Raw genomic sequence first — 22370 nt, 5'->3', positions numbered from 1 at the left:
CCGGGTCGCGCTGGGCAGATACCCAGCGTTTTAAAAAGAGGAGCTGCTGGCGCTTCATGCATAAGCGCTAGAGCCATATTTCATTGATATTTACAGTGCGGTGGCGATGGGCAGACCGACCATGCTTTCCAGCTCGGCATGGCTCAGGCCATCCACGATGTCGATCAGGCGCAGACCCTGGGGCGTGCACTCCAAGGTGCACAACTCGGTGTAGATGCGTTTGACGCAGGCCAAGCCGGTCAGCGGGTAGCTGCACTGCTTTACGACCTTGCATTCGCCGGTCTTGGTCATCAAATCCATCATCACCCAGGTGCTCTTGGCGCCCACGGCCAAGTCCATGGCGCCGCCCACTGCGGGGATGGCGCCGGGCTCACCCGTGCTCCAGTTGGCCAGATCGCCCGTGGCCGATACCTGGAAGGCGCCCAGCACGCAAATGTCCAGGTGGCCGCCGCGCATCATGGCAAAGCTGTCGGCGTGGTGGAAATAGCTGCCACCGGGCAGCAGCGTCACGGGCTGCTTGCCGGCGTTGGTCAGGTCGTAGTCTTCCTGGCCGGCTTCGGGGGCGGGGCCCATGCCCAGAATGCCGTTTTCCGACTGCAGCACGATTTCGCGGTCAGCGGGAATGTGGTTGGCCACCTTGGTGGGCATGCCAATGCCGAGGTTCACATAGGAGCCGTCGGGAATGTCTTGGGCAATGCGTTGTGCCAGTTCGTCTTTGGTACGCTTTTGATAGCTGCTCACGCTTGATACTCCTGCGCTTGAACTGTTTTTAGGCAGATTTCTTAAAGCCGCCAGCTTGCGTGGCAACACGTTCAATCGGCACCACCTTGCTGACATAGATGCCGGGGGTGACGATGGCTTCGGGATCCAGCTGGCCCAGTTCCACCACTTCGTGCACGGTGGCTACGGTGAACTTGGCCGCGGTGGCCATCACGGGGCCAAAGTTGCGCGCCGATTTGCGGTAGGTCAGGTTGCCCCAGCGGTCGCCTTGCTCGGCCTTGATGAGGGCCACGTCGCCGTAGATGGGGTACTCCAGCACATAGTGCTTGCCGTTGATTTCGCGGGTTTCCTTGCCTTCCGCCAATTCCGTGCCGTAGGCCGTGGGGCAGAAGAACGCGCCAATGCCAGCGCCTGCGGCGCGCATGCGCTCGGCCAGATTGCCCTGGGGCACCAGCTCCAGCTCGATCTTGCCGCTGCGGTACAGCTCGTCAAACACCCAGCTGTCGACCTGGCGTGGGAAGCTGCAGATGATCTTGCGCACCTGACCGCTCTTGAGCAAGGCGGCCAGACCGGATTCGCCATTGCCCGCGTTGTTGTTCACAATCGTCAGGTCGCGTGCGCCGTGGGCGATCAGGCCGTCAATGAGTTCCACCGGGTTGCCGGAAGTGCCAAAGCCACCGATGAGTACGGTGGCGCCGTCTTGAATACCGGACAAGGCTTGTGCAACCGTGTCGGTGATTTTGTTGATCATGCGTTTGCTTTCCTGCGGGACTTGTTGCAAAGCAAAAGGCCTTGCTAAAATGTTCGCTATAAGAACAAATGTTCGCTGAGAGAATTATATGAATGGGATCGCAAAAAAATCAGCTGTAGAAACCACATCAGGGAAAACCCCGAGCCCCGAAGCAGAAGGGCAGCCATCGACAGAAAACAAGCCCGGCGACAGTTATGTGCAGTCATTCGCGCGCGGCTTGGAGGTGATTCGATCTTTCAGTGCAGATGCTCCCTCGCAAACGCTGAGTGAAGTGGCCAGCCGCACCGGACTGACCCGCGCGGGGGCACGGCGCATTTTGTTGACGCTGCAAACGCTGGGCTATGTGGAAGGGGATGGCAAATACTTTGCGCTGACGCCGCGTATTCTGGATTTGGGCTTTGCCTATCTGAGCTCGCAGCCCCTGTGGAATCTGGCCACCCCGCTGATGGAAACGCTGGCCGATTCGGTGCAGGAGTCGTGCTCTGCGGCGGTGCTGGACGGCTTGGATGTGGTGTATGTGGCCCGTGTGCATACGCACAAAATCATGAGCACCAACTTGGGTTTAGGTTCGCGTTTGCCCGCGTTCTGGACCTCCATGGGCCGGGTGCTGCTGGCAGGGTTACCGGACGATAAATTGCAGGCGCTGATGGCCATGTGCCCGCGTGAGGCTTTCACGCGCTACACCCTGCTGGAAGACGAGGCGCTGCTGCAAGCGATTGCGCAGGTGCGCAGCCAAGGCTGGGCGCTGATCAACCAAGAGCTGGAAGAGGGCTTGATCTCAGTGGCAGCGCCGCTGTTTAACGCGCAAGGGCAGGTGGTGGCGGCCATCAATGTGTCTGGCCAAGCCAACCGCACCAATGCCGAAGAAATGCAGGCGCGCATTGTGCCGCCCTTGCTGCGCACAGCGCAGGGGGTGTCGCAACTGCTGCGCACGGCGCGCCGATAATTGCGCATTCCGCCCTTGAACATGTCTCCATGGCCCGCCTTCCCCGCTTGACCATTCCCGGCCAGCCGCACTATGTGGTGCAGCGTGGCAACAACTTGCAAGCCATTTTTGTGGATGGGCAGGACTACGCCACCATGAAAGATTTGCTGCGCGAAATGGGGCGGCGCTTTGGCGTAGAGATTCACGCTTTTATCTTGTTGCCCAACCAGGTGCATCTGTTGCTGACACCGCAGACGGCACAGAGCCTGCCACAGTTCATGCAGTCGGTCGGGCGCACCTATGTGCGCACCTTTAACAACCGCCACGGGCGCAGCGGCACGCTGTGGGAAGGGCGCTATCGCGCCACGGTGCTGGAGGCGCAAGCCTGGCTGCTGCCTGCGATGGTGGTGCTGGAGCACCAGGCCGTAGTGCACGGCCTGACAGGGCGTGCCGTAGATTACGGCTGGAGCAGCGCACGCCACAACGCGGGCGCACAGGTGGATGGCATGGTGCGCCTGCACCCGGCGTACTGGCGTTTGGGCGACACCCCTTTTGCGCGGGAAGCGGCTTACGCCACGATGCTAGACCGTGGTGCCAGCGCCGACCTGCAAGAAGTGGTGCTGGGGGCCGCACTCAAAGGGTGGGTGCTGGGCTCGGAGGGCTTTATCGAAGGGCTGAAAAGCGGTACCGAGCGCCGTTTGCAACGCCAAAAAGCCGGGCGCCCTGCACGCGCGCAGGGCGAAAAAGCCGAATAAAGCTCCAGGACTCCAGCACCGATTTGGTGCTTATTTTTGGTTGATTTTTAAAGTTATTTGATTTTATTAGTGTTTTTATATATGTCCCCAATTAATGGTTTGATTAAATTTGGTGCAAATAATTAAGTATCTGACCCTAATTAAATTTTCTTGCATAGGTTGATGCTTGATCGTAATCTGCGAGTCCCTGCGATAGAAATTAGAGGATGAGCGCCATGACTACGGCTGCAGAAATTGCACATCTCCAAGAACACGGCTTGTACGCCAAGAGCAATGAACACGATGCCTGCGGTTTGGGCTTTGTCGCCCACATCAAGGGTGAAAAGCGCCACGACATCGTGCTGGGCGCGCTGAAGATCCTCGAGAACATCGACCACCGTGGCGCCGTGGGTGCCGACCCGCTGATGGGCGATGGCGCAGGCATCCTGATCCAGATTCCCGACCAGCTCTACCGCGAAGAGATGGCCAAGCAGGGTGTGGAGCTGCCCCCCGCCGGCGAATACGGCGTGGGCATGGTGTTCCTGCCCAAGGAACACGCCTCCCGTCTGGCCTGCCAGCAGGAGATGGAGCGCGCCATCAAGGCCGAAGGCCAGGTGCTGCTGGGCTGGCGCGATGTGCCCGTGAACCGCGATATGCCCATGTCGCCCACCGTGCGCGAAAAGGAACCCATCCTGCGCCAGGTGTTCATCGGCCGTGGCAACGATGTGATCGTGCAGGACGCGCTGGAGCGTAAGCTGTATGTGATCCGCAAGACCGCCAGCGCGGCCATCCAGAACCTGGGCCTGAAGCACAGCAAGGAATACTACGTGCCCAGCATGAGCAGCCGTACCGTGGTGTACAAGGGCTTGCTGCTGGCCGACCAGGTGGGCGTGTACTACAAGGATCTGGCCGACCAGCGCTGCGTCTCGGCCATCGGCCTGGTGCACCAGCGCTTCTCCACCAACACCTTCCCCGAGTGGCCCCTGGCCCACCCCTACCGCTATGTGGCCCACAACGGTGAAATCAACACCGTGCGCGGCAATTACAACTGGATGGTGGCGCGCGAAGGCGTGATGGCCTCGCCCGTGCTGGCCGACGACCTGAAGAAGCTCTACCCCATCAGCTTTGCCGGCCAGTCCGACACGGCCACCTTCGACAACTGCCTGGAACTGCTGACGATGGCGGGCTACCCCATCAGCCAGGCCGTGATGATGATGATCCCCGAGCCCTGGGAGCAGCACGAGGCCATGGACGAGCGCCGCCGCGCCTTCTATGAGTACCACGCCGCGATGATGGAACCCTGGGACGGTCCCGCCTCCATCGTGTTCACCGATGGCCGCCAGATCGGCGCCACGCTGGACCGCAACGGCCTGCGCCCCTCGCGCTACGTCGTGACCGAAGACGATCTGGTGATCCTGGCCTCCGAAGCCGGCGTGCTGCCCGTGCCGGACAGCAAGATCGTGCGCAAGTGGCGCCTGCAGCCCGGCAAGATGCTGCTGATCGACCTGGAGCAGGGTCGCATGATCGAGGACGATGAGCTCAAGGCCAACATCGTCAACACCAAGCCCTACAAGCAGTGGATCGAAAACCTGCGCATCAAGCTGGATCAGGTGGAAGTGCCCGCTGACTTCGTGGCCCCCGCGAAGGCGGCCGAGCTGCCCCTGCTGGAGCGCCAGCAGGCCTTCGGCTTCACCCAGGAAGACATCAAGTTCATCCTGGAGCCGATGGCCAAGAACGGCGAGGAAGGCGTGGGTTCCATGGGCAACGACAGCCCGCTGGCCGTGTTGTCGGACAAGAACAAGCCGCTGTACAACTACTTCCGCCAGATGTTCGCGCAGGTGACCAACCCGCCGATCGACCCCATCCGCGAAGCCATCGTGATGTCGCTGGTGTCTTTCGTGGGCCCCAAGCCCAACCTGCTGGACATCAACCAGGTCAACCCACCGATGCGCCTCGAGCTGCAGCAGCCCATCCTCGACTTCGAGGGCATGGCCAAGCTGCGTGAGATTGAGCGGCACACCCACGGCAAGTTCAAGAGCGCGACCATCGACATCACCTACCCGCTGAGCTGGGGTCGTGAAGGCGTGGAAGCCAAGCTGGCCTCGCTGTGCGCGCAGGCCGTGGACGAGATCAAGGGCGGCGCCAACATCCTGATCGTCAGCGACCGCAACGTCAGCGCCACCCAGGTGGCCATCCCCGCGCTGCTGGCCCTGTCTGCCATCCACCAGCACCTGGTGCGCGAAGGCCTGCGCACCACCACCGGCCTGGTGGTGGAAACCGGCACGGCCCGTGAAATCCACCACTTCGCCGTGCTGGCGGGTTACGGCGCCGAAGCCGTGCACCCCTACTTGGCCATGGAAACCCTGGCCGACATGTACCAGCAGCCCGTGGGCGGTGTGGATGCCAAGAAGGCCATCTACCACTACGTCAAGGCGATCGGCAAGGGCCTGTCCAAGATCATGTCCAAGATGGGCGTGTCCACCTACATGTCCTACTGCGGCGCGCAGCTGTTCGAGGCCGTGGGCCTGAACAGCGCCACCGTGGACAAGTACTTCACTGGCACCGCCAGCCGCGTGGAAGGCATCGGCGTGTTCGAGATCGCGGAAGAAACCATCCGCAACCACGTCAACGCCTTCAACGACGACCCGGTGCTGGAAACCATGCTGGACGCCGGCGGCGAATACGCCTGGCGTGCCCGTGGCGAAGCCCACATGTGGACGCCCGACGCGATCGCCAAGCTGCAGCACTCGACCCGTTCGAACAACTTCAGCACCTACAAGGAATACGCGCAGCTGATCAACGACCAGAGCAAGCAGCACATGACGCTGCGCGGCCTGTTCGAGTTCAAGAGCGACCCGGCCACTGCCATCTCGGTGGACGAGGTGGAGCCCGCGGCCGAGATCGTCAGGCGCTTCGCCACCGGCGCCATGTCGCTGGGTTCGATCTCCACCGAAGCCCATGCCACGCTGGCCGTGGCCATGAACCGCATCGGCGGCAAGAGCAACACTGGCGAAGGCGGCGAAGACCCCAAGCGCTACCGCAACGAGCTCAAGGGCATCCCGATCCAGCAGGGAGAGTCCCTGGCCTCCATCATCGGCAAGGAGCAGGTCGAGTCCGACATCGTGCTGCGCGACGGTGACAGCCTGCGCTCGCGCATCAAGCAGGTGGCGTCCGGCCGCTTCGGGGTGACCGCCGAGTACCTGGTGTCCTCCGACCAGATCCAGATCAAGATGGCCCAGGGCGCCAAGCCCGGTGAAGGTGGCCAGCTGCCTGGCGGCAAGGTGACCGACTACATCGGCATGCAGCGTTACTCGGTGCCCGGCGTGGGTCTGATTTCGCCCCCGCCCCACCACGACATCTACTCGATCGAGGACCTGGCCCAGCTGATCCACGACCTGAAGAACGTGGCCCCGCACGCCGACATCTCGGTGAAGCTGGTGTCCGAAGTCGGTGTGGGTACGATTGCGGCCGGCGTGGCCAAGTGCAAGAGCGACCACGTGGTGATCGCCGGCCATGACGGCGGCACGGGCGCTTCGCCCCTGTCGTCCATCAAGCATGCCGGCGGTCCCTGGGAAATCGGCCTGGCCGAAACCCAGCAGACCCTGGTGCTGAACCGCCTGCGCGGCCGTATCCGCGTGCAGGCCGACGGCCAGATGAAGACCGGCCGTGACGTGGTGATCGGCGCGCTGCTGGGCGCGGACGAATTCGGCTTTGCGACCGCACCGCTGGTGGTCGAGGGCTGCATCATGATGCGCAAGTGCCATCTGAACACCTGCCCCGTGGGCGTGGCCACGCAGGACCCCGTGCTGCGCAAGAAGTTCACCGGCAAGCCCGAGCATGTCGTGAACTACTTCTTCTTCATCGCTGAAGAAGTCCGTCAGATCATGGCCCAGCTGGGCATCCGCAAGTTCGACGAGCTGATCGGCCGCACCGACCTGCTGGACACCCGCAAGGGCGTGGAGCACTGGAAGGCCCAGGGCCTGGACTTCAGCCGCCTGTTCGCCCAGCCGGTCGTGCCGGCCGATGTGGCGCGCTTCCACGTCGACAAGCAGGACCACCTGCTGGACAAGGCGCTGGACGTGAAGCTGATCGAGCGCTGCCAGCCCGCCATCCAGCATGGCGAGAAGGTGCGCATCATGGAAGTGGCCAAGAACGTGAACCGCTCCGTCGGCGCCATGCTGTCCGGCGCGGTCACCAAGGTGCACCCCGAGGGCCTGCCGGATGACACCATCCGCATCCACTTCGAAGGCACGGGTGGCCAGTCGTTCGGCGCCTTCCTGTGCAAGGGCATCACGCTGAACATCACCGGCGAAGCCAACGACTACACCGGCAAGGGCCTGTCGGGCGGCCGCGTGATCGTGCGCCCCAGCCATGAGTTCCGTGGCGTGTCCACGGCCAACACCATCGTCGGCAACACCGTGATGTTCGGTGCCACCCGGGGCGAGGCCTTCTTCAGCGGCGTGGCTGGCGAGCGCTTTGCCGTGCGCCTGTCGGGCGCCACGGCGGTGGTCGAAGGCGTGGGCGACCACGGCTGCGAATACATGACCGGTGGCACCGTGGTGGTGCTGGGCAAGACCGGCCGTAACTTCGCGGCGGGCATGAGCGGCGGCGCGGCCTATGTGTACGACGAAGACGGCAAGTTTGCCGAGCGTTGCAACACCGCCAGCGTGAAGCTGGAGAAGGTGCTGCCCCACGAGGAGTTCCTGGCCACCGTGCCGCGCGGCATCTGGCACCACGACCAGAGCGACGACCAGCAGTTGCGTGCCCTGGTGGAGGCGCACAGCCGCTGGACCGGTTCCCAGCGTGCCCGCGACCTGCTGGACAACTGGGGCGCCGCGCGTGCCAAGTTCGTGAAGGTGTTCCCGACCGAGTACCAGCGAGCTCTGGGCGAAATCTATGAACGCAAACAAAAGGAAAAGCAAGCAGCGCAAGCGCCAGCAGCTCCTCAAAAAGAAGCAGTAGCCGCGAAGTAATCACAGCCTGAAACGGTGGCGCGGCCCCGCCCGCCACCGGCACTGCTTAAGCGAACACAGATTGAAGGAATAGACATCATGGGAAAGACCACCGGTTTTCTGGAATACGAACGCATCGAAGAAGGCTACCTGCCCGTGGCCGAGCGCGTGAAGAACTACAAAGAGTTCGTCATCGCCTTGACCTCAGAACAGGCCAAGATCCAGGGCGCGCGCTGCATGGACTGCGGCACACCGTTTTGCAACAACGGCTGCCCTGTCAACAACATCATTCCGGACTTCAATGATCTGGTGTACCGCGGTGACTGGGAGAACGCGATCAAGGTGCTGCACAGCACCAACAACTTCCCCGAGTTCACCGGCCGCATCTGCCCCGCACCCTGCGAGGCGGCCTGTGTGGTGAACATCAACAACAAGCCCATCGGCATCAAGTCGATCGAGCACGCCATCATCGACCGAGCCTGGGAAGAAGGCTGGGTCAAGCCCCAGCTGCCCAAGGCCCAGAGCGGCAAGAAGGTGGCCGTGGTCGGCGCCGGCCCCGCGGGCCTGGCGGCGGCCCAGCAGCTGGTGCGCGCCGGCCACGACGTGACCCTGTTCGAGAAGAACGACCAGGTCGGCGGCCTGCTGCGCTACGGCATCCCCGACTTCAAGCTGGACAAGGCCAACATCGACCGCCGCGTCGAGCAACTGGTGACCGAGGGCCTGAAGATCCGCACCGGCGTGCTGGTGGCGGGCAAGGATGGTCTGGGTGCGGACAGCAAGGTCACCAACTGGGCCAAGGAAACCATCGCCCCCGAGGCGCTGATGGCCGAGTTCGACGCCGTGCTGCTGACCGGCGGTGCCGAGCAGTCGCGCGACCTGCCCGTGCCCGGTCGGGACCTCAAGGGCGTGCACTTCGCCATGGAGTTCCTGCCCCAGCAGAACAAGGTGACGCGCGACGGCAAGCTGAAGAACCAGATCCGCGCCGACGGCAAGCACGTGGTGGTCATCGGCGGTGGTGACACCGGCTCCGACTGCGTGGGCACCTCCAACCGCCATGGCGCGCTCAGCGTGACCCAGCTGGAGCTGATGCCCATGCCGCCCGAGCAGGAGAACAAGCCCCTGGTCTGGCCCTACTGGCCGCTGAAGATGCGCACCAGCTCCAGCCACCAGGAAGGTTGTGAGCGCGAGTTCGCCATCGGCACCAAGGAGTTCATTGGCGAAAAGGGCCAGCTGACCGCCGTGAAGACCGTGCGCCTGGAATGGAAGGACGGCAAGATGACGGAAGTGCCCGGTTCCGAGCAGATCCTCAAGGCCGACCTGGTGTTCCTGGCCATGGGCTTCGTCTCGCCCGTGCAGACCGTGCTGGATGCCTTTGGCGTGGACAAGGATGCGCGTGGCAATGTCAAGGCTTCGACCGATCTGGTCGGCGGCTACGCCACGAGCGTGCCCAAGCTGTTTGCGGCCGGTGACATCCGCCGCGGCCAGTCCTTGGTGGTCTGGGCCATCCGCGAAGGCCGCCAGGCTGCCCGCGCGGTGGACGAGTTCCTGATGGGGGCAACCACCTTGCCACGCTGATCGCTGCAGAGGTTTTCATCGTTGCCAATGTGCTGGGCGCCTTCGGGCGCCCTTTTTGATGGGCAAAGGCAGACGGGGACAGTCAGTGTTGTAATAAAAAGTGAGCTGTCAGCGCTTTTAAATCAGCAACTTCCAATGCTTTAAGGCCTGAAAGTATTAATTGGTTAGCGCTAAAAGCTATTGTTTTTGATTATTGTTGCCTGCGCCAACACGGTCAGCGCAGCAGCATCAGCTGCGGCACCATGTCTGCGCCGCAATACACCACGGCGTTCTGGTTCCATTGCTGCCCCCAGGCGCGGGCGTTGCTCTCGCTCATGCCCCACACCAGCACACTGTCTTCACCGGGCCAGTGGCCTTCGGGGTCGTGGCCGCGCCCGTCCAGCCACGACCAGCCCGCGCGCTGCAAGGCGGCGCGCAGCTGGGCCATGCGGCGTGCATTCAGGTGATCGGGCAGCAACTCTCCCAGCGGATTGCAAGCTGTCAGGTAGGTGGCGCAGCGCACGGCGTGGCGCTGGTAGAAGGCCGCCAACGCAGGCTGGGTTTGCCCCAGTTGTAAAAACCAGTCGTAGGGTTGAACGCGGTAGTGGGTGGCGCGGTAGGCGTGCAGCAGGGGCTCGGGTAGAACGGTATCGGCCATCAAAAGGTGTCTCCAAGGCACAGGCATGTGGCTTGCATGCGTGGTTATGGCCCACACAGGTAGCAACTGGGGCTTGTCTGCGCGACAATACCGGATTCGGCCATTGCGGCATACAGCTGTGCGGGTTTACGCGTAGTGCTGGTGCTGTGGGCCACACCGGTTTTTCCACCTCAACTTTGAAGCCATGAAAAAACGCACCCTTCTCGCATCGCTGGCCCTGACCGCCATCCTCGCTGCTTGCGGCAAGTCTGAACCTGTTGCCACCTCGGCTGCTCCTGCAGCAGCACCTGCACCCGCTGCAGTGACCAAGATCGTGGTGGGCTTGGATGACAACTTCCCTCCCATGGGTTTCCGCGACGAGAAGAACGAGCTGGTCGGCTTTGACATCGACATGGCCCGTGAAGCCACCAAGCGCCTGGGCATGGAAGTGGAATTCAAGCCGATCGACTGGAGCGCCAAGGAAGCCGAGCTGAACGGCAAGCGCATCGACGTGCTGTGGAACGGCCTGACCATCCTGGAGTCGCGCAAGCAGCACATCGCTTTCACCGACCCCTACATGGCTAACCGCCAGATCATCATCGTCAAGGCTGGCTCTGACATCAAGGACAAGGCCGGTCTGGCAGGCAAGATTGTGGGTGTGCAGGAATCGTCGTCTGCCGTGGATGCCATGAAGAAGGAAGAAGAAGTCTTCAAGACCTTCAAGGAATTCAAGCAGTTCGGTGACAACATCACTGCGCTGATGGACCTGGAAGCCGGCCGTCTGGACGCCGTGGTGGTGGACGAAGTGGTGGGGCGCTTTCACGTAGCCAAGAAGGCCGATACCTACACCGTGCTGGAAGACAACTTCGGCACCGAAGACTACGGCGTGGGCTTCCGCAAGGATGACACCGAGCTGCTGGGCAAGGTCAACCAGGCGCTCAAGGACATGAAGGCCGACGGCGCTGCGGCTGAAATTTCCAAGAAGTGGTTCGGTGAAAACATTGTCAAGTAAGCTTCGCGCTTGACCATACACCGGCGTGGCCCGCCTTGGCCACGCCGGTGTTTTTTGTGGGCATGGGTTTTCCATGCACCGGGGCACCGTCGGTGTGCCTGCGACACCCGTTAAGCGGTCGCGCTAAAGGCCTGTTCATGGATTACGTTATTTCTCTTTTGGGGCCACTGTCGCAAGGCGCGGTAGTGACGCTCAAACTCTTTGCGATCACGCTGGTGCTGTCTGTCCCGCTGGGGCTGGTGCTGGCACTGCTGCGTCTGTCCCGCTTTGCTGGGCTGCGCGCGTTGGTGGGTGGTTACATCTGGCTGATGCGTGGCACGCCGCTGATGCTGCAGATGCTGTTTATTTACTTCGCGCTGCCGTTTGTGCCCGTGATTGGTATTCGCTTTGACGACTACCCCGCCGCCATCGTGGCGTTCACGCTGAACTACGCCGCGTACTTTGCTGAAATTTTCCGTGCGGGTATCCAGTCGATTGACCGGGGTCAGTACGAAGGCGCCAAGGTACTGGGCCTGAGCTATGCCCAGACCATGCGCCGCATCGTCATTCCCCAGGTGTGGCCGCGCATCCTGCCGCCGCTGTCCAACGAGACCATCACCTTGGTCAAGGACACCTCGCTGATTTACGTGCTGGCCCTGAACGACCTGCTGCGCGCCGCGCGCGGTATTGTTCAGCGCGACTTTACGACCACGCCGTTCATCGTGGCCGCTTGCTTCTATTTAGTGATGACCTTGGTGTTGACCTGGGGCTTCCAGTACCTGGAGAAACGCTATGCCAAGTATGACGCCTGATGTGATGATTTCTGCCCAAGGCATCCACAAGGCCTTTGGCGGTAACGAGGTGCTGCGCGGTGTATCGCTGGATTTGCTGCGTGGTGAAGTGGTGGCTGTAATTGGCCCTTCGGGTTCCGGCAAGAGCACCTTTTTGCGCTGCCTGAATCACCTGGAAACCATTGACAGCGGCAGCGTCGTGGTGGAGGGCGATGTGCTGGCGCAAAACGATGCCAGCGGCAAGGCGCACTATGTGCCAGAGGCCCAGATCCGCAAGATTGGTCACAAGATGGGCATGGTGTTCCAGTCGTTCAATCTGTTTCCGCACCTCACCGTGCTGGAGAACCTGATTGAAGCGCCGATGCTGGTGAAAAAGATGAAGCGTGCCGACATCGTGCCCAAGGCCGAGGCGCTGCTGAAAAAAGTCGGCTTGTCTGAAAAGCGGGATGCTTACCCCAACCGCTTGTCGGGCGGCCAAAAGCAACGCGTGGCGATTGCGCGCGCGCTGGCGATGGACCCCGACATCCTGCTGTTTGATGAGCCCACCTCGGCCCTCGACCCTGAGTTGACCGGCGAGGTGCTGCGCACCATGCGTGAATTGGCCAGCGAGCATATGACCATGCTGGTGGTGACCCATGAAATGGGTTTCGCCCGCGAAGTGGCCAACCGCGTGGTGTTTATGGACGGTGGCTACATCGTGGAAGAAAACGCGGCGGAAGCCTTTTTTGCCAATCCGCAGCACGAGCGCACCCGGGCCTTTTTACAGAACATGTTGTAAAAAAACTGCAACCTAGGCTGTGATTTTTTAGTGCCTAAATGCGTTGAAACGTTTGTCTGGCAAGCGTTAAAAGCTATATTTTTTAGAGCTTTGAGCGCCGTTCACGCATTCAGAAACATACAGAGATGTATGTTTGTTGGCACCTCGATGCAGCCAGGTATGTGGCTTGTCTGCACAATGTCGCCTTTCACTTTTTCTTGAGATTTGCACCGCATGAGTCACCCTGCACCTTTAGTGGAGCTGCGCAATGTCACCTTTGGCTATGGTGATCGCACCATTTTGCGTGACGTCTCCCTGCAGGTGCCGCGTGGCAAAGTCACCGCACTGATGGGGGCCTCCGGCGGTGGCAAGACCACCGTGCTGCGCTTGATCGGCGGGCAAATCAAGGCCCAGCAAGGTCAGGTGCTGTTTGATGGCAAAGATGTGGGGCAGATGCAAAACGCGCAGCTGTATGCCATGCGCCGACGCATGGGCATGCTGTTTCAGTTTGGCGCATTGTTTACGGACATGAGCGTGCTGGACAACGTGGCCTTCCCGCTGCGTGAGCACACCCAGCTGCCCGAATCCATGGTGCGCGATATCGTGCTCATGAAGCTGCACGCGGTGGGTTTGCGCGGTGCGCGTGACTTGATGCCCAGCCAGATTTCAGGCGGTATGGCGCGCCGGGTGGCGCTGGCCCGCGCGATTGCGCTGGACCCGGAGCTCATCATGTACGACGAGCCATTTGCTGGCTTAGATCCCATCTCACTGGGCACGGCTGCGCGCTTGATTCGTACCCTCAACGATGCACTGGGGCTGACCAGTGTCGTGGTGTCGCACGACCTGGAAGAAACCTTCCACGTGGCTGACCATGTGGTGATTTTGGGCGCGGGCGGCATTGCGGCACAGGGCACACCTGAGCAAGTGCAGGCCAACCCCGATGCTTTGGTGCAGCAATTTATCCATGCACGCCCCAATGGGCCCGTACCTTTTCACTATCCGGCACCGAGCTTGGAACAAGACTTTGGAGGCCGCGCATGAAGGCTGTGGCTGCATTAGGGCTGTGGACGCGCCGTCAGTTGGTGGCAGTGGGCCAGGCCAGTGCATTGTTTGTGCGCCTGCTGGGCATGCTGCCCGCCACCTTGGGGCGTTTTCACTTGCTCAAGGATCAGATTCACTTTCTGGGCAATTATTCGCTGGCCATCATTGCTGTCTCGGGCCTGTTTGTGGGTTTTGTGCTGGGGCTGCAAGGTTATTACACGCTGCAGCGCTACGGATCGGCTGAGGCCTTGGGGTTGCTGGTGGCGCTGTCTTTGCTGCGTGAACTGGGCCCAGTGGTGACGGCACTGCTGTTCGCTGGCCGTGCGGGCACGGCACTGACGGCGGAAATTGGCCTGATGAAGGCTGGCGAGCAACTTTCGGCCATGGAGATGATGGCGGTCGACCCCGTCAAGCGGATTTTGGCGCCGCGATTTTGGGCAGGTTTTATTGTCATGCCGCTGTTGGCGGCCGTGTTCTCTGCCGTTGGCGTGATGGGCGGCTGGCTGGTGGGCGTGGCGATGATTGGGGTGGATGGTGGTGCTTTCTGGGGCCAGATGCAGTCCGGTGTGGACTGGTGGTATGACCTGGGCAATGGCGTCATCAAGAGTGTGGTGTTTGGTGTGGCCGTGACGTTTGTGGCGCTGTACCAAGGCTATACCGCCAAACCCACGCCCGAAGGCGTCTCGCGCGCCACGACCCGCACGGTGGTCGTGGCTTCGCTGGCTGTGCTGGCGCTGGACTTCTTGCTCACCGCTTCGATGTTCAGCATCTGAAGCGCAAAGATTCAAATAAGGACGAGATATGCAGGCATCTAAAAACGACGTATGGGTCGGCCTCTTTGTGTTGATTGGCGCGTTGGCGCTGGCGTTTTTGGCGCTGCAATCGGCAAATTTGCTGAGCCTGAGCTTTCAAGAAAGCTACAAGGTCACCGCACGCTTTGACAATATTGGCGGCCTTAAGCCGAAAGCGGCCGTCAAAAGCGCGGGTGTAGTGGTGGGGCGTGTAGAAAACATCACTTTTGATGACAAAACCTTCCAAGCTACCGTACACATGGCGATGGAAAAGCGCTACGCCTTTCCCAAAGACAGTTCGCTGAAAATTCTGACCAGTGGCTTGCTGGGAGATCAATATGTGGGCATTGAAGCGGGTGCGGACGATGTCAACTTGGCAGACGGTGATCGCATTACGGCGACCCAGTCAGCCGTGGTGCTCGAGAATTTGATCGGGCAATTCCTCTACAGCAAGGCCGAAGAAGGCGGCGCTGATGGGGCAGGGAAATAACAACAAACAGGAATCTACGATGCAAAACAATCACTTTGCAATGTCCGCACGCTGGCGCCAGGCAGGCGCCGCCTGCTTGATCGTGGCGGGTTTGGCGTTGACAGGTTGTGCTTCCACGCAGGCCACCAACCCTCAAGACCCTTACGAGGGTTACAACCGCTCGATGACCAAGTTCAACGACGCCGTGGATGATGCGGTGTTAAAGCCTGCGGCCACGGCCTATAAGACGGTGACACCTTCGCCCGTTCGCACGGGGGTGAGCAACTTCTTCACCAACTTGGGTGACCTGTGGTCGATGGTGAACCATGCTTTGCAAGGCAATGGTGAGCAAACCTACAACCACATGGTGCGCTTCACCACCAATACGGTGCTGGGTCTGGGGGGCTTGCTGGACATCGCGACCGAGATGCAGGTGGAGCGTAACAAACAAGACTTCGGTTTGACTTTGGCAAGCTGGGGTGTCAAGCCCGGGCCTTATCTGGTGCTGCCTTTCTTTGGCCCCTCGACCGTGCGCGACACGCTGGCGCTGCCGATTGACTGGCAAGGCTATGTGCTGGCGGATTTGAAGCCCGTATCGCACCGCAATAGCTTGATGGGCTTGAGCCTGGTGAGCAAGCGCGCCAGTTTGCTGGATGCTACCGATACGCTGGATGCCGCAGCACTGGATCGCTACACCTTGATACGGGATTTTTATCTGAAGCAGCGCAATCCTGCTGCTAATTCGTCCAATGATGACAACGCTGGTCGCGTCGAAAGCTTCGACGACTGAGCGAGGGCCAGGGCCTGAGGCCTTGGCAAGTAAGGAATCACAATGATGCAACGTCGTACTTTGGCCGCTGGTGTGGCCGCTTTTTCTGCACTGTGGCTGGCTGCGCCGCTGGCTACAGCCGCTGTAGAGACCCCGGACGCTCTGGTTAAACGCCTGTCTGCCGATATTCTGGAAACGATCAAGGCAGACCCTGAGTTGCGCAATGGCAATATTGCGCGCATTTCACAGGTGGTTGACAACACTGTCATGCCCCATGTGAACTTCCGCCGCATGACATCGGCTGCGGTGGGTCCCCAGTGGCGCCAGGCCACGCCGGCACAGCGTGAGCGCCTGCAGCAGGAGTTCAAGCTCATGCTGATTCGCACCTATGCCGGTGCCTTGAAGCAGGTGAGTGACCAGCGCGTAGTGGTCAAGCCTTTGCGCGCGGCACCCGATGACAAAGATGTCTTGGTGCGCACCGAAGTGCATGGCAAGGGTGAGCCCGTACAATTGGACTTCCGTCTGGAAAACACAGACGGCAAGGGCTGGAAAATCTACAACCTGAATGTGCTGGGCGTGTGGATGGTGGAGACCTACCGTACCCAGTTTGCGCAGGAGTTGAACAAAGGTGGGATTGACGGGCTGATCAACGCGTTGGCCAGTCGCACCATCGCTGCCGACGCCAAAACCGCGAAGTCAGCGCAGCCATGAGCCACACGATTGCACTTGCGCCAGTGCTAACCGCTGACACCGTGGTGGCAGCGCAAGCACAACTGCTGCACAGCATGCAGGCGCAGCCCCAGGGCGCGCACATTGTGCTGGATGCCTCAGGGGTGCAGTCCTTTGATTCGGCCGGCCTGGCCTTGTTGCTGGCGTGCCTGCGCGCGGCGCATGCGCGCCGGCAAAGCTTGCGCGTACAGGGCTGGACCAGCAGCCTGCAGTCGCTGGCGCAGGTGTATGGCGTGATGCCTTTGCTCGATACCGCTGTGCCCCCCCAGGCGGCGTAAGGGTGCAAGACCATGGCCTCGGCTGAGCGGCCACGAGCGCCTTAGAATGTCAGGCTCTCATGCCAGCCATTTCCATCCAATCTGTCTCCAAGACCTACGCGACCTCCCAAGGTGGTTTCCAGGCGCTCAACCATGTGAGCCTGGAAATTGCAGAGGGCGAGTTCTTTGGTCTGCTCGGCCCTAACGGCGCGGGCAAAACCACACTCATCAGCATTTTGGCCGGCCTGACCAAGGCCACCTCCGGGCGCATCACCGTGATGGGCCAGGATGTGCAGTCAGACTTTGCAGCTGCCCGCAAGCAACTGGGGGTGGTGCCACAAGAGTTGGTGTTTGACCCCTTCTTCAATGTGCGCGAGACGCTGCGCCTGCAATCCGGCTACTTTGGCGTCAAGAACAACGACGCCTGGATTGACGAGCTGCTGGAAAGCCTCGGGCTGGCCGATAAGGCCCACGCCAATATGCGCCAGCTCTCGGGCGGCATGAAACGCCGCGTGCTGGTGGCGCAGGCCTTGGTACACAAGCCGCCGATCATCGTGCTGGATGAGCCCACGGCCGGTGTGGACGTGGAACTGCGCCAAACTCTGTGGCACTTTGTCAGCAAGCTCAACAAGCAAGGGCACACCGTGCTGCTGACCACGCACTACCTGGAAGAGGCGGAAGCCTTGTGCAACCGCATTGCCATGCTCAAGCACGGCAACGTGGTGGCGCTGGATGAGACCTCGAATTTGCTCAAAACCGCATCGTCCAACGTGTTGCAGTTCAAGACGGACCAGGCGTTGCCTGAAGCACTGGCCCCCGTGGCGCGTGTGACCGGGCGTGTGGTGCAGCTGCCAGCGCAGGGGCCCCACGATATCGAACGCTTTTTGGCCACCTTGCGTGAAGCCGGGGTGGTGATGGAAGACATGGAAATTCGCCGTGCGGATTTGGAAGATGTGTTCCTGCAAGTGATGAAGGGAGCTGCATGATGCTGCCCTCCATGCAAGGCTGGACGTCGCTGTTCTACAAAGAAATTCTGCGGTTTTGGAAGGTGGGCTTTCAGACCGTGGCCGCGCCGGTGATGACGGCGGTGCTGTACCTGCTGATCTTTGGCCATGTGCTGGAAGACCATGTGCAAGTGTTTGACGGCGTGGGCTACACGGCGTTCTTGGTGCCCGGGCTGGTGATGATGAGCGTGCTGCAAAACGCGTTTGCCAACAGCTCATCGAGTCTGGTGCAAAGCAAGATCATGGGCAGTGTGGTGTTCATCTTGCTCACGCCGCTGTCGCACTGGGCCTGGTTTTGTGCCTATGTGGGCTCTTCCATCGTGCGCGGCTTGGTGGTGGGCTTGGGCGTGTACATCGTCACCCTGTTTTTCACGCCTGCGGTGGCTGCTGCGCCATTGTGGATCGTGGTGTTTGCGGTGCTGGGCGCTGCCTTGCTGGGTACGCTGGGGCTGATCGCCGGGCTGTGGGCCGACAAGTTCGACCAGATGGCCGCTTTCCAGAACTTTTTGATCATGCCCATGACATTTCTGTCCGGCGTGTTCTATTCCATTCAATCCCTGCCGCCTTTTTGGCAGCAGGTCAGCCACCTGAACCCGTTTTTCTACATGATTGACGGTTTCCGGTATGGCTTCTTTGGCCAAAGCGATGTCTCTCCGTGGGTGAGTCTGGGTATCGTCGGCGTGGCGTGGTTGGTGGTCAGTGCTCTGGCCATTCATCTGCTGCGCATTGGCTACAAAATTCGCCATTGACCGTGGTGCGCTGGGGCGCGCCACTTTTCGCCGTCAGCACGAGCGCTGCGGCACAGAGACCACTATGAATGCTGACCTCCTCCAATCCATCATCGCTGCCGGCTTGCACTGCGAGCATCTGGCCGTGGAAGGCGATGGCCGCCATTGGTATGCGACCGTGGTGTCGGCTGAATTTGAAGGCAAGCGCTTGCTGGCACGCCAGCGGCTGGTGTACGCCACCTTGGGTGAGCGCATCAAGACGGATGAGGTGCACGCCCTGTCCATGAAGACCTTCACACCGGCAGAATGGGCGGCCAAGGCCGCTTGAAGCCAAATAAATAGATAGCTGTTAGCGCTTGATCCATAAGGGTTTGAGCCTGATTTTGTTTAAATTTCGATTCAAGGCTTGAAGCCATGGACAAACTCCTGATTCGCGGCGGCCGTGCTTTGCACGGTGAAGTGCTGATTTCTGGCGCCAAAAATGCGGCTTTGCCCGAGCTGTGCGCTGCACTGCTGTCGGCCCAGCCGGTTACGCTGCACAACGTGCCCCGTCTGCAAGACGTGGCCACCATGCTCAAGCTCATCCGCAACATGGGGGTGACCGCCGAGCGTGATGACAACGGCACGGTGCACCTGAACGCGGGGGGGCTGAACAACCCCGAAGCGCCCTATGAGCTGGTCAAGACCATGCGTGCCTCCGTGCTGGCCCTGGGCCCGCTGCTGGCGCGCTTTGGCAAGGCCAAGGTGTCGTTGCCTGGTGGCTGTGCGATCGGCTCGCGCCCTGTAGATCAGCACATCAAGGGCCTGCAGGCCATGGGCGCCATCATCACCGTGGAAAACGGTTACATGAACGCCAGCCTGCCCGCAGGCCGCACGCGCCTGAAGGGTGCGCGCATCACCACCGACATGGTGACGGTGACCGGCACGGAAAATTTCCTGATGGCGGCTGCGCTGGCGGAAGGTGAGACCGTGCTGGAAAACGCGGCCATGGAGCCCGAAATCTCCGATCTGGCCGAAATGCTGATCAAGATGGGCGCCAAGATTGAAGGTCACGGCACCAGCCGCATCACCATCCAGGGTGTGGAGGCCTTGCACGGCTGTGAGCATGCGGTAGTGGCTGACCGGATTGAAGCCGGTACTTTTTTGTGCGCCGTGGCGGCCACCGGCGGCGAAGCGTTCTTGCGCCATGGCCGCGCCGACCATCTGGGTGCCGTCATCGACAAGCTGCATGACGCGGGCGTGCAAGTGCAGGCGGAAGAAGGCGGCATTCGCGTTCGCAGCCAAGGCCGCGTGAAGGCGCAGAGCTTTCGCACGACCGAGTACCCCGGCTTTCCCACCGACATGCAAGCGCAGTTCATGGCGCTGAATCTGGTGGCCGAAGGCACCAGCGTGGTGACCGAGACCATTTTTGAAAACCGCTTCATGCACGTCAATGAAATGCTGCGCCTGGGCGCGCACATTGCCACCGATGGCCGCGTTGCCACGGTGGAAGGCGGTGCACCGCTGTCAGGCGCCACGGTGATGGCCACCGATCTGCGCGCGTCGGCCAGCCTGGTGATTGCGGGGCTGGTAGCTAAGGGCGAAACCTTGGTAGACCGCATTTATCACCTGGACCGTGGTTATGACCGCATGGAAGCCAAGCTGCGTGGTCTGGGCGCTGACATTGAAAGAGTTTCCTAAATGAGCATCACCATTGCCCTGTCCAAGGGCCGTATCTTTGAAGAAACCGTGCCCCTGCTGGCTGCCGCCGGGATTGAGGTGACCGAAGACGTCGAAAAGTCGCGCAAGCTGATTTTTGACACCAATCGCCCCGATGTGCGCGTGGTGCTGGTGCGCGCTTCCGACGTGCCTGTGTATGTGCAGTACGGTGGTGCAGACTTGGGTGTCTCGGGCTCGGACTCGCTGATTGAGCATGGCGGCCAGGGCCTGTACCAGCCGCTGGATTTGCAGATTGCCAAGTGCCGCGTGAGTGTGGCCGTGCGCAATGGTTTTGACTATGCACACGCCGTGCAGCAAGGCGCACGCCTGAAGGTGGCCACCAAGTACACCACGATTGCCCGTGAGTTCTTTGCCCAAAAAGGCGTGCACGTGGACATGATCAAGCTGTACGGCTCGATGGAGCTGGCACCGTTGACCGGCATGGCCGATGCGATTGTGGACTTGGTGTCCACGGGCAACACCCTCAAGGCCAATGACCTGGTGGAGGTGGAGCAGATCATCGACATCAGCTCGCGCTTGGTGGTCAATCAGGCGTCGCTCAAGCTCAAGCAGCGCGCTCTGCGCCCCATCATCGATGCGTTTACGCAGGCTGTGCAAGCCAAAAACAACTAATTTATCTCTCCACTGTTGAAGCAGTAAGCACTATGGAAATCGCAGCAAAACCTCTCCGCCTATCCACCGCAGACGCCAATTTCGAGCATGATTTTGCGCAGCGCCTGCATTGGTCGGCCGACACGGATGCTGCGATCGAGCAGCGCGTGGCCGACATTCTGGCCGATGTACAGCAGCGCGGCGACGCCGCCGTGCTGGAATACACGGCCCGCTTTGACGGGCTGAGTGCTGATTCCATGGCAGCTCTGGAGCTGACCAAGGAAGAGTTGAAAGCGGCCTTCGACAGCCTGCCCGTTGTCGAGCGCGAAGCGCTGGAGTCTGCCGCACGCCGTGTGCGCAGCTACCACGAGGCGCAGAAGAAGGCCAACGGCGAAAGCTGGAGCTACCGCGACGAAGACGGCACGCTGCTGGGCCAGAAGGTCACGCCGCTGGACCGCGTGGGCATCTACGTGCCCGGCGGCAAGGCGGCTTATCCGTCCAGTGTGCTGATGAATGCCATTCCCGCCCATGTGGCCGGCGTGCCCGAAATCATCATGGTCGTGCCCACGCCCAAGGGTGAGAAGAACCCGCTGGTGCTGGCGGCCGCCTATGTGGCCGGCGTCACGCGTGCCTTCACCGTCGGCGGTGCGCAGGCCGTGGCGGCTTTGGCCTACGGCACGGCCACCGTGCCCAAGGTGGACAAGATCACCGGCCCCGGCAACGCCTATGTGGCCAGCGCCAAAAAGCGCGTGTTCGGCGTGGTCGGCATCGACATGATTGCCGGCCCTTCGGAAATTCTGGTGCTGGCCGACGGCACGACGCCGCCCGAGTGGGTGGCCATGGACCTGTTCAGCCAGGCCGAGCACGACGAGCTGGCCCAGTCCATCTTGCTGTGCCCTGATGCCGCTTATCTCGATGCCGTGCAGCGCGAAATCGACCGCCTGCTGCCCGAGATGCCGCGCAAGGCCATCATCGCCAAGAGCCTGAACGACCGTGGCGCGCTGATCCTGACCCGCGACATGGAAGAGGCTTGCGCCATCTCCAACCGCATTGCGCCAGAGCACCTGGAAGTCAGCAGCAACGACCCTCACAAGTGGGAGCCGCTGCTCAAGCACGCGGGCGCCATCTTCCTGGGTGCCTACACCAGCGAATCCCTGGGCGACTACTGCGCCGGCCCCAACCACGTGCTGCCTACCAGCGGCACGGCGCGTTTCAGCTCGCCTTTGGGCGTCTACGACTTCCAAAAGCGCAGCTCCCTCATCGAAGTCAGCGAGCAGGGCGCCCAGGTGCTGGGTCAGATCGCCTCGGTGCTGGCACATGGTGAAGGCCTGCAGGGCCACGCCCGCGCAGCCGAGATGCGGTTGAAATAAGCGCAGCCTTGATGCTGGGTGCCAAAGCCGCAGACCGCTAGGTGCTGCGGCTTTTTTGTGCACTTTAGATTGCAGGCATCGCACACCAAG

General features: G+C 61.1%; 22 protein-coding genes. 19 read left to right on the top strand and 3 right to left on the bottom strand.

All coding sequences use genetic code 11. The features are described from left to right. Positions 1–90: 90 nt before the first annotated feature. Both B3R00_RS02815 and B3R00_RS02810 read right to left on the bottom strand, forming a co-directional pair. Positions 91–741 (bottom strand): 3-oxoacid CoA-transferase subunit B, encoded by a 651-nt coding sequence (locus tag B3R00_RS02815; RefSeq protein WP_286997303.1) that lies wholly within the window; start codon positions 739–741, stop codon positions 91–93. 28 nt (positions 742–769) lie between these two features. Further along, on the bottom strand, positions 770–1471 hold the full coding sequence (locus tag B3R00_RS02810; RefSeq protein WP_174862945.1) for a 3-oxoacid CoA-transferase subunit A: 702 nt from the start codon (positions 1469–1471) through the stop codon (positions 770–772). A gap of 97 nt (positions 1472–1568) precedes the next feature. Here B3R00_RS02810 and B3R00_RS02805 point away from each other — a divergent pair, with 97 nt between their 5' ends. The 4 genes from B3R00_RS02805 to B3R00_RS02790 all read left to right on the top strand — a co-directional run bounded on the left by B3R00_RS02805 (position 1569) and on the right by B3R00_RS02790 (position 9657). Further along, positions 1569–2417 (top strand): IclR family transcriptional regulator, encoded by an 849-nt coding sequence (locus B3R00_RS02805; RefSeq protein WP_376747642.1) that lies wholly within the window; start codon positions 1569–1571, stop codon positions 2415–2417. A 29-nt stretch (positions 2418–2446) separates the two neighbouring features. Continuing rightward, positions 2447–3151 carry a transposase gene (locus B3R00_RS02800; RefSeq protein WP_286997298.1) on the top strand — a complete coding sequence of 235 codons (705 nt, stop codon included), beginning with the start codon at positions 2447–2449 and terminating at the stop codon, positions 3149–3151. Between the two features lie 215 nt (positions 3152–3366). Beyond that, a complete protein-coding gene (locus B3R00_RS02795) occupies positions 3367–8103 on the top strand; it encodes a glutamate synthase-related protein (protein ID WP_286997296.1) in 4737 nt (1578 codons plus the stop codon). A gap of 78 nt (positions 8104–8181) precedes the next feature. Then, the gene (locus tag B3R00_RS02790) at positions 8182–9657 is read left to right on the top strand and encodes a glutamate synthase subunit beta (protein WP_286997295.1); all 1476 of its coding nucleotides are present in this window, start codon (positions 8182–8184) and stop codon (positions 9655–9657) included. A 214-nt stretch (positions 9658–9871) separates the two neighbouring features. On the opposite strand, the gene B3R00_RS02785 is transcribed toward B3R00_RS02790, so the two are convergent. Further along, positions 9872–10294: a DUF3293 domain-containing protein gene (locus B3R00_RS02785; RefSeq protein ID WP_286997294.1), complete on the bottom strand. Its 423-nt coding sequence runs from the start codon at positions 10292–10294 to the stop codon at positions 9872–9874. Positions 10295–10478: 184 nt separating this feature from the next. Between B3R00_RS02785 and B3R00_RS02780 the strand changes: the two genes are divergently transcribed. The 15 genes from B3R00_RS02780 to hisD all read left to right on the top strand — a co-directional run bounded on the left by B3R00_RS02780 (position 10479) and on the right by hisD (position 22280). Further along, positions 10479–11285, top strand: coding sequence for an amino acid ABC transporter substrate-binding protein (locus B3R00_RS02780; protein WP_286997293.1), 807 nt, complete (start codon positions 10479–10481; stop codon positions 11283–11285). A 137-nt stretch (positions 11286–11422) separates the two neighbouring features. After that, positions 11423–12076 (top strand): amino acid ABC transporter permease, encoded by a 654-nt coding sequence (locus B3R00_RS02775; protein WP_174862947.1) that lies wholly within the window; start codon positions 11423–11425, stop codon positions 12074–12076. Continuing rightward, positions 12057–12833, top strand: coding sequence for an amino acid ABC transporter ATP-binding protein (locus B3R00_RS02770; RefSeq protein ID WP_286997291.1), 777 nt, complete (start codon positions 12057–12059; stop codon positions 12831–12833). Before B3R00_RS02775 ends, B3R00_RS02770 begins: the two co-directional genes overlap by 20 nt. A gap of 213 nt (positions 12834–13046) precedes the next feature. Next, on the top strand, positions 13047–13853 hold the full coding sequence (locus B3R00_RS02765) for an ABC transporter ATP-binding protein (RefSeq protein ID WP_219163710.1): 807 nt from the start codon (positions 13047–13049) through the stop codon (positions 13851–13853). Beyond that, positions 13850–14626, top strand: coding sequence for a lipid asymmetry maintenance ABC transporter permease subunit MlaE (gene mlaE / locus B3R00_RS02760; protein WP_219163711.1), 777 nt, complete (start codon positions 13850–13852; stop codon positions 14624–14626). Before B3R00_RS02765 ends, mlaE begins: the two co-directional genes overlap by 4 nt. A 28-nt stretch (positions 14627–14654) precedes the next feature. Further along, positions 14655–15134 (top strand): outer membrane lipid asymmetry maintenance protein MlaD, encoded by a 480-nt coding sequence (gene mlaD, locus B3R00_RS02755; RefSeq protein ID WP_219163712.1) that lies wholly within the window; start codon positions 14655–14657, stop codon positions 15132–15134. Positions 15135–15174: 40 nt separating this feature from the next. Further along, complete coding sequence (locus tag B3R00_RS02750; RefSeq protein ID WP_286997290.1) at positions 15175–15903, top strand: MlaA family lipoprotein; 729 nt, start codon at positions 15175–15177, stop codon at positions 15901–15903. A gap of 42 nt (positions 15904–15945) precedes the next feature. Then, positions 15946–16593 (top strand): MlaC/ttg2D family ABC transporter substrate-binding protein, encoded by a 648-nt coding sequence (locus B3R00_RS02745; protein WP_286997289.1) that lies wholly within the window; start codon positions 15946–15948, stop codon positions 16591–16593. Beyond that, positions 16590–16889 carry an STAS domain-containing protein gene (locus B3R00_RS02740; RefSeq protein ID WP_286997288.1) on the top strand — a complete coding sequence of 100 codons (300 nt, stop codon included), beginning with the start codon at positions 16590–16592 and terminating at the stop codon, positions 16887–16889. Before B3R00_RS02745 ends, B3R00_RS02740 begins: the two co-directional genes overlap by 4 nt. A gap of 59 nt (positions 16890–16948) precedes the next feature. After that, positions 16949–17854 carry an ABC transporter ATP-binding protein gene (locus B3R00_RS02735; protein ID WP_286997287.1) on the top strand — a complete coding sequence of 302 codons (906 nt, stop codon included), beginning with the start codon at positions 16949–16951 and terminating at the stop codon, positions 17852–17854. Between the two features lie 11 nt (positions 17855–17865). After that, positions 17866–18621 (top strand): ABC transporter permease, encoded by a 756-nt coding sequence (locus B3R00_RS02730; protein ID WP_286997383.1) that lies wholly within the window; start codon positions 17866–17868, stop codon positions 18619–18621. Between the two features lie 64 nt (positions 18622–18685). Beyond that, entirely contained in the window at positions 18686–18928 is a 243-nt protein-coding gene (locus B3R00_RS02725) for a BolA family protein (protein ID WP_174862952.1), read from the top strand. An 86-nt stretch (positions 18929–19014) separates the two neighbouring features. Next, positions 19015–20280, top strand: a complete 1266-nt coding sequence (gene murA / locus B3R00_RS02720; RefSeq protein ID WP_219163717.1) for a UDP-N-acetylglucosamine 1-carboxyvinyltransferase — start codon at positions 19015–19017, stop codon at positions 20278–20280. After that, positions 20281–20931 carry an ATP phosphoribosyltransferase gene (hisG, locus tag B3R00_RS02715; RefSeq protein WP_174862953.1) on the top strand — a complete coding sequence of 217 codons (651 nt, stop codon included), beginning with the start codon at positions 20281–20283 and terminating at the stop codon, positions 20929–20931. A 32-nt stretch (positions 20932–20963) separates the two neighbouring features. Beyond that, entirely contained in the window at positions 20964–22280 is a 1317-nt protein-coding gene (hisD, locus tag B3R00_RS02710; protein ID WP_286997285.1) for a histidinol dehydrogenase, read from the top strand. Positions 22281–22370 lie beyond the last annotated feature (90 nt).

This window comes from Comamonas sp. UBA7840 (assembly GCF_002501455.1).
GTDB classification, from domain to species: domain Bacteria; phylum Pseudomonadota; class Gammaproteobacteria; order Burkholderiales; family Burkholderiaceae_C; genus Comamonas; species Comamonas jiangduensis.
The sequence above is the reverse complement of the archived record's forward strand: the minus strand, read 5'-3'. Positions and strand labels throughout refer to the sequence as shown.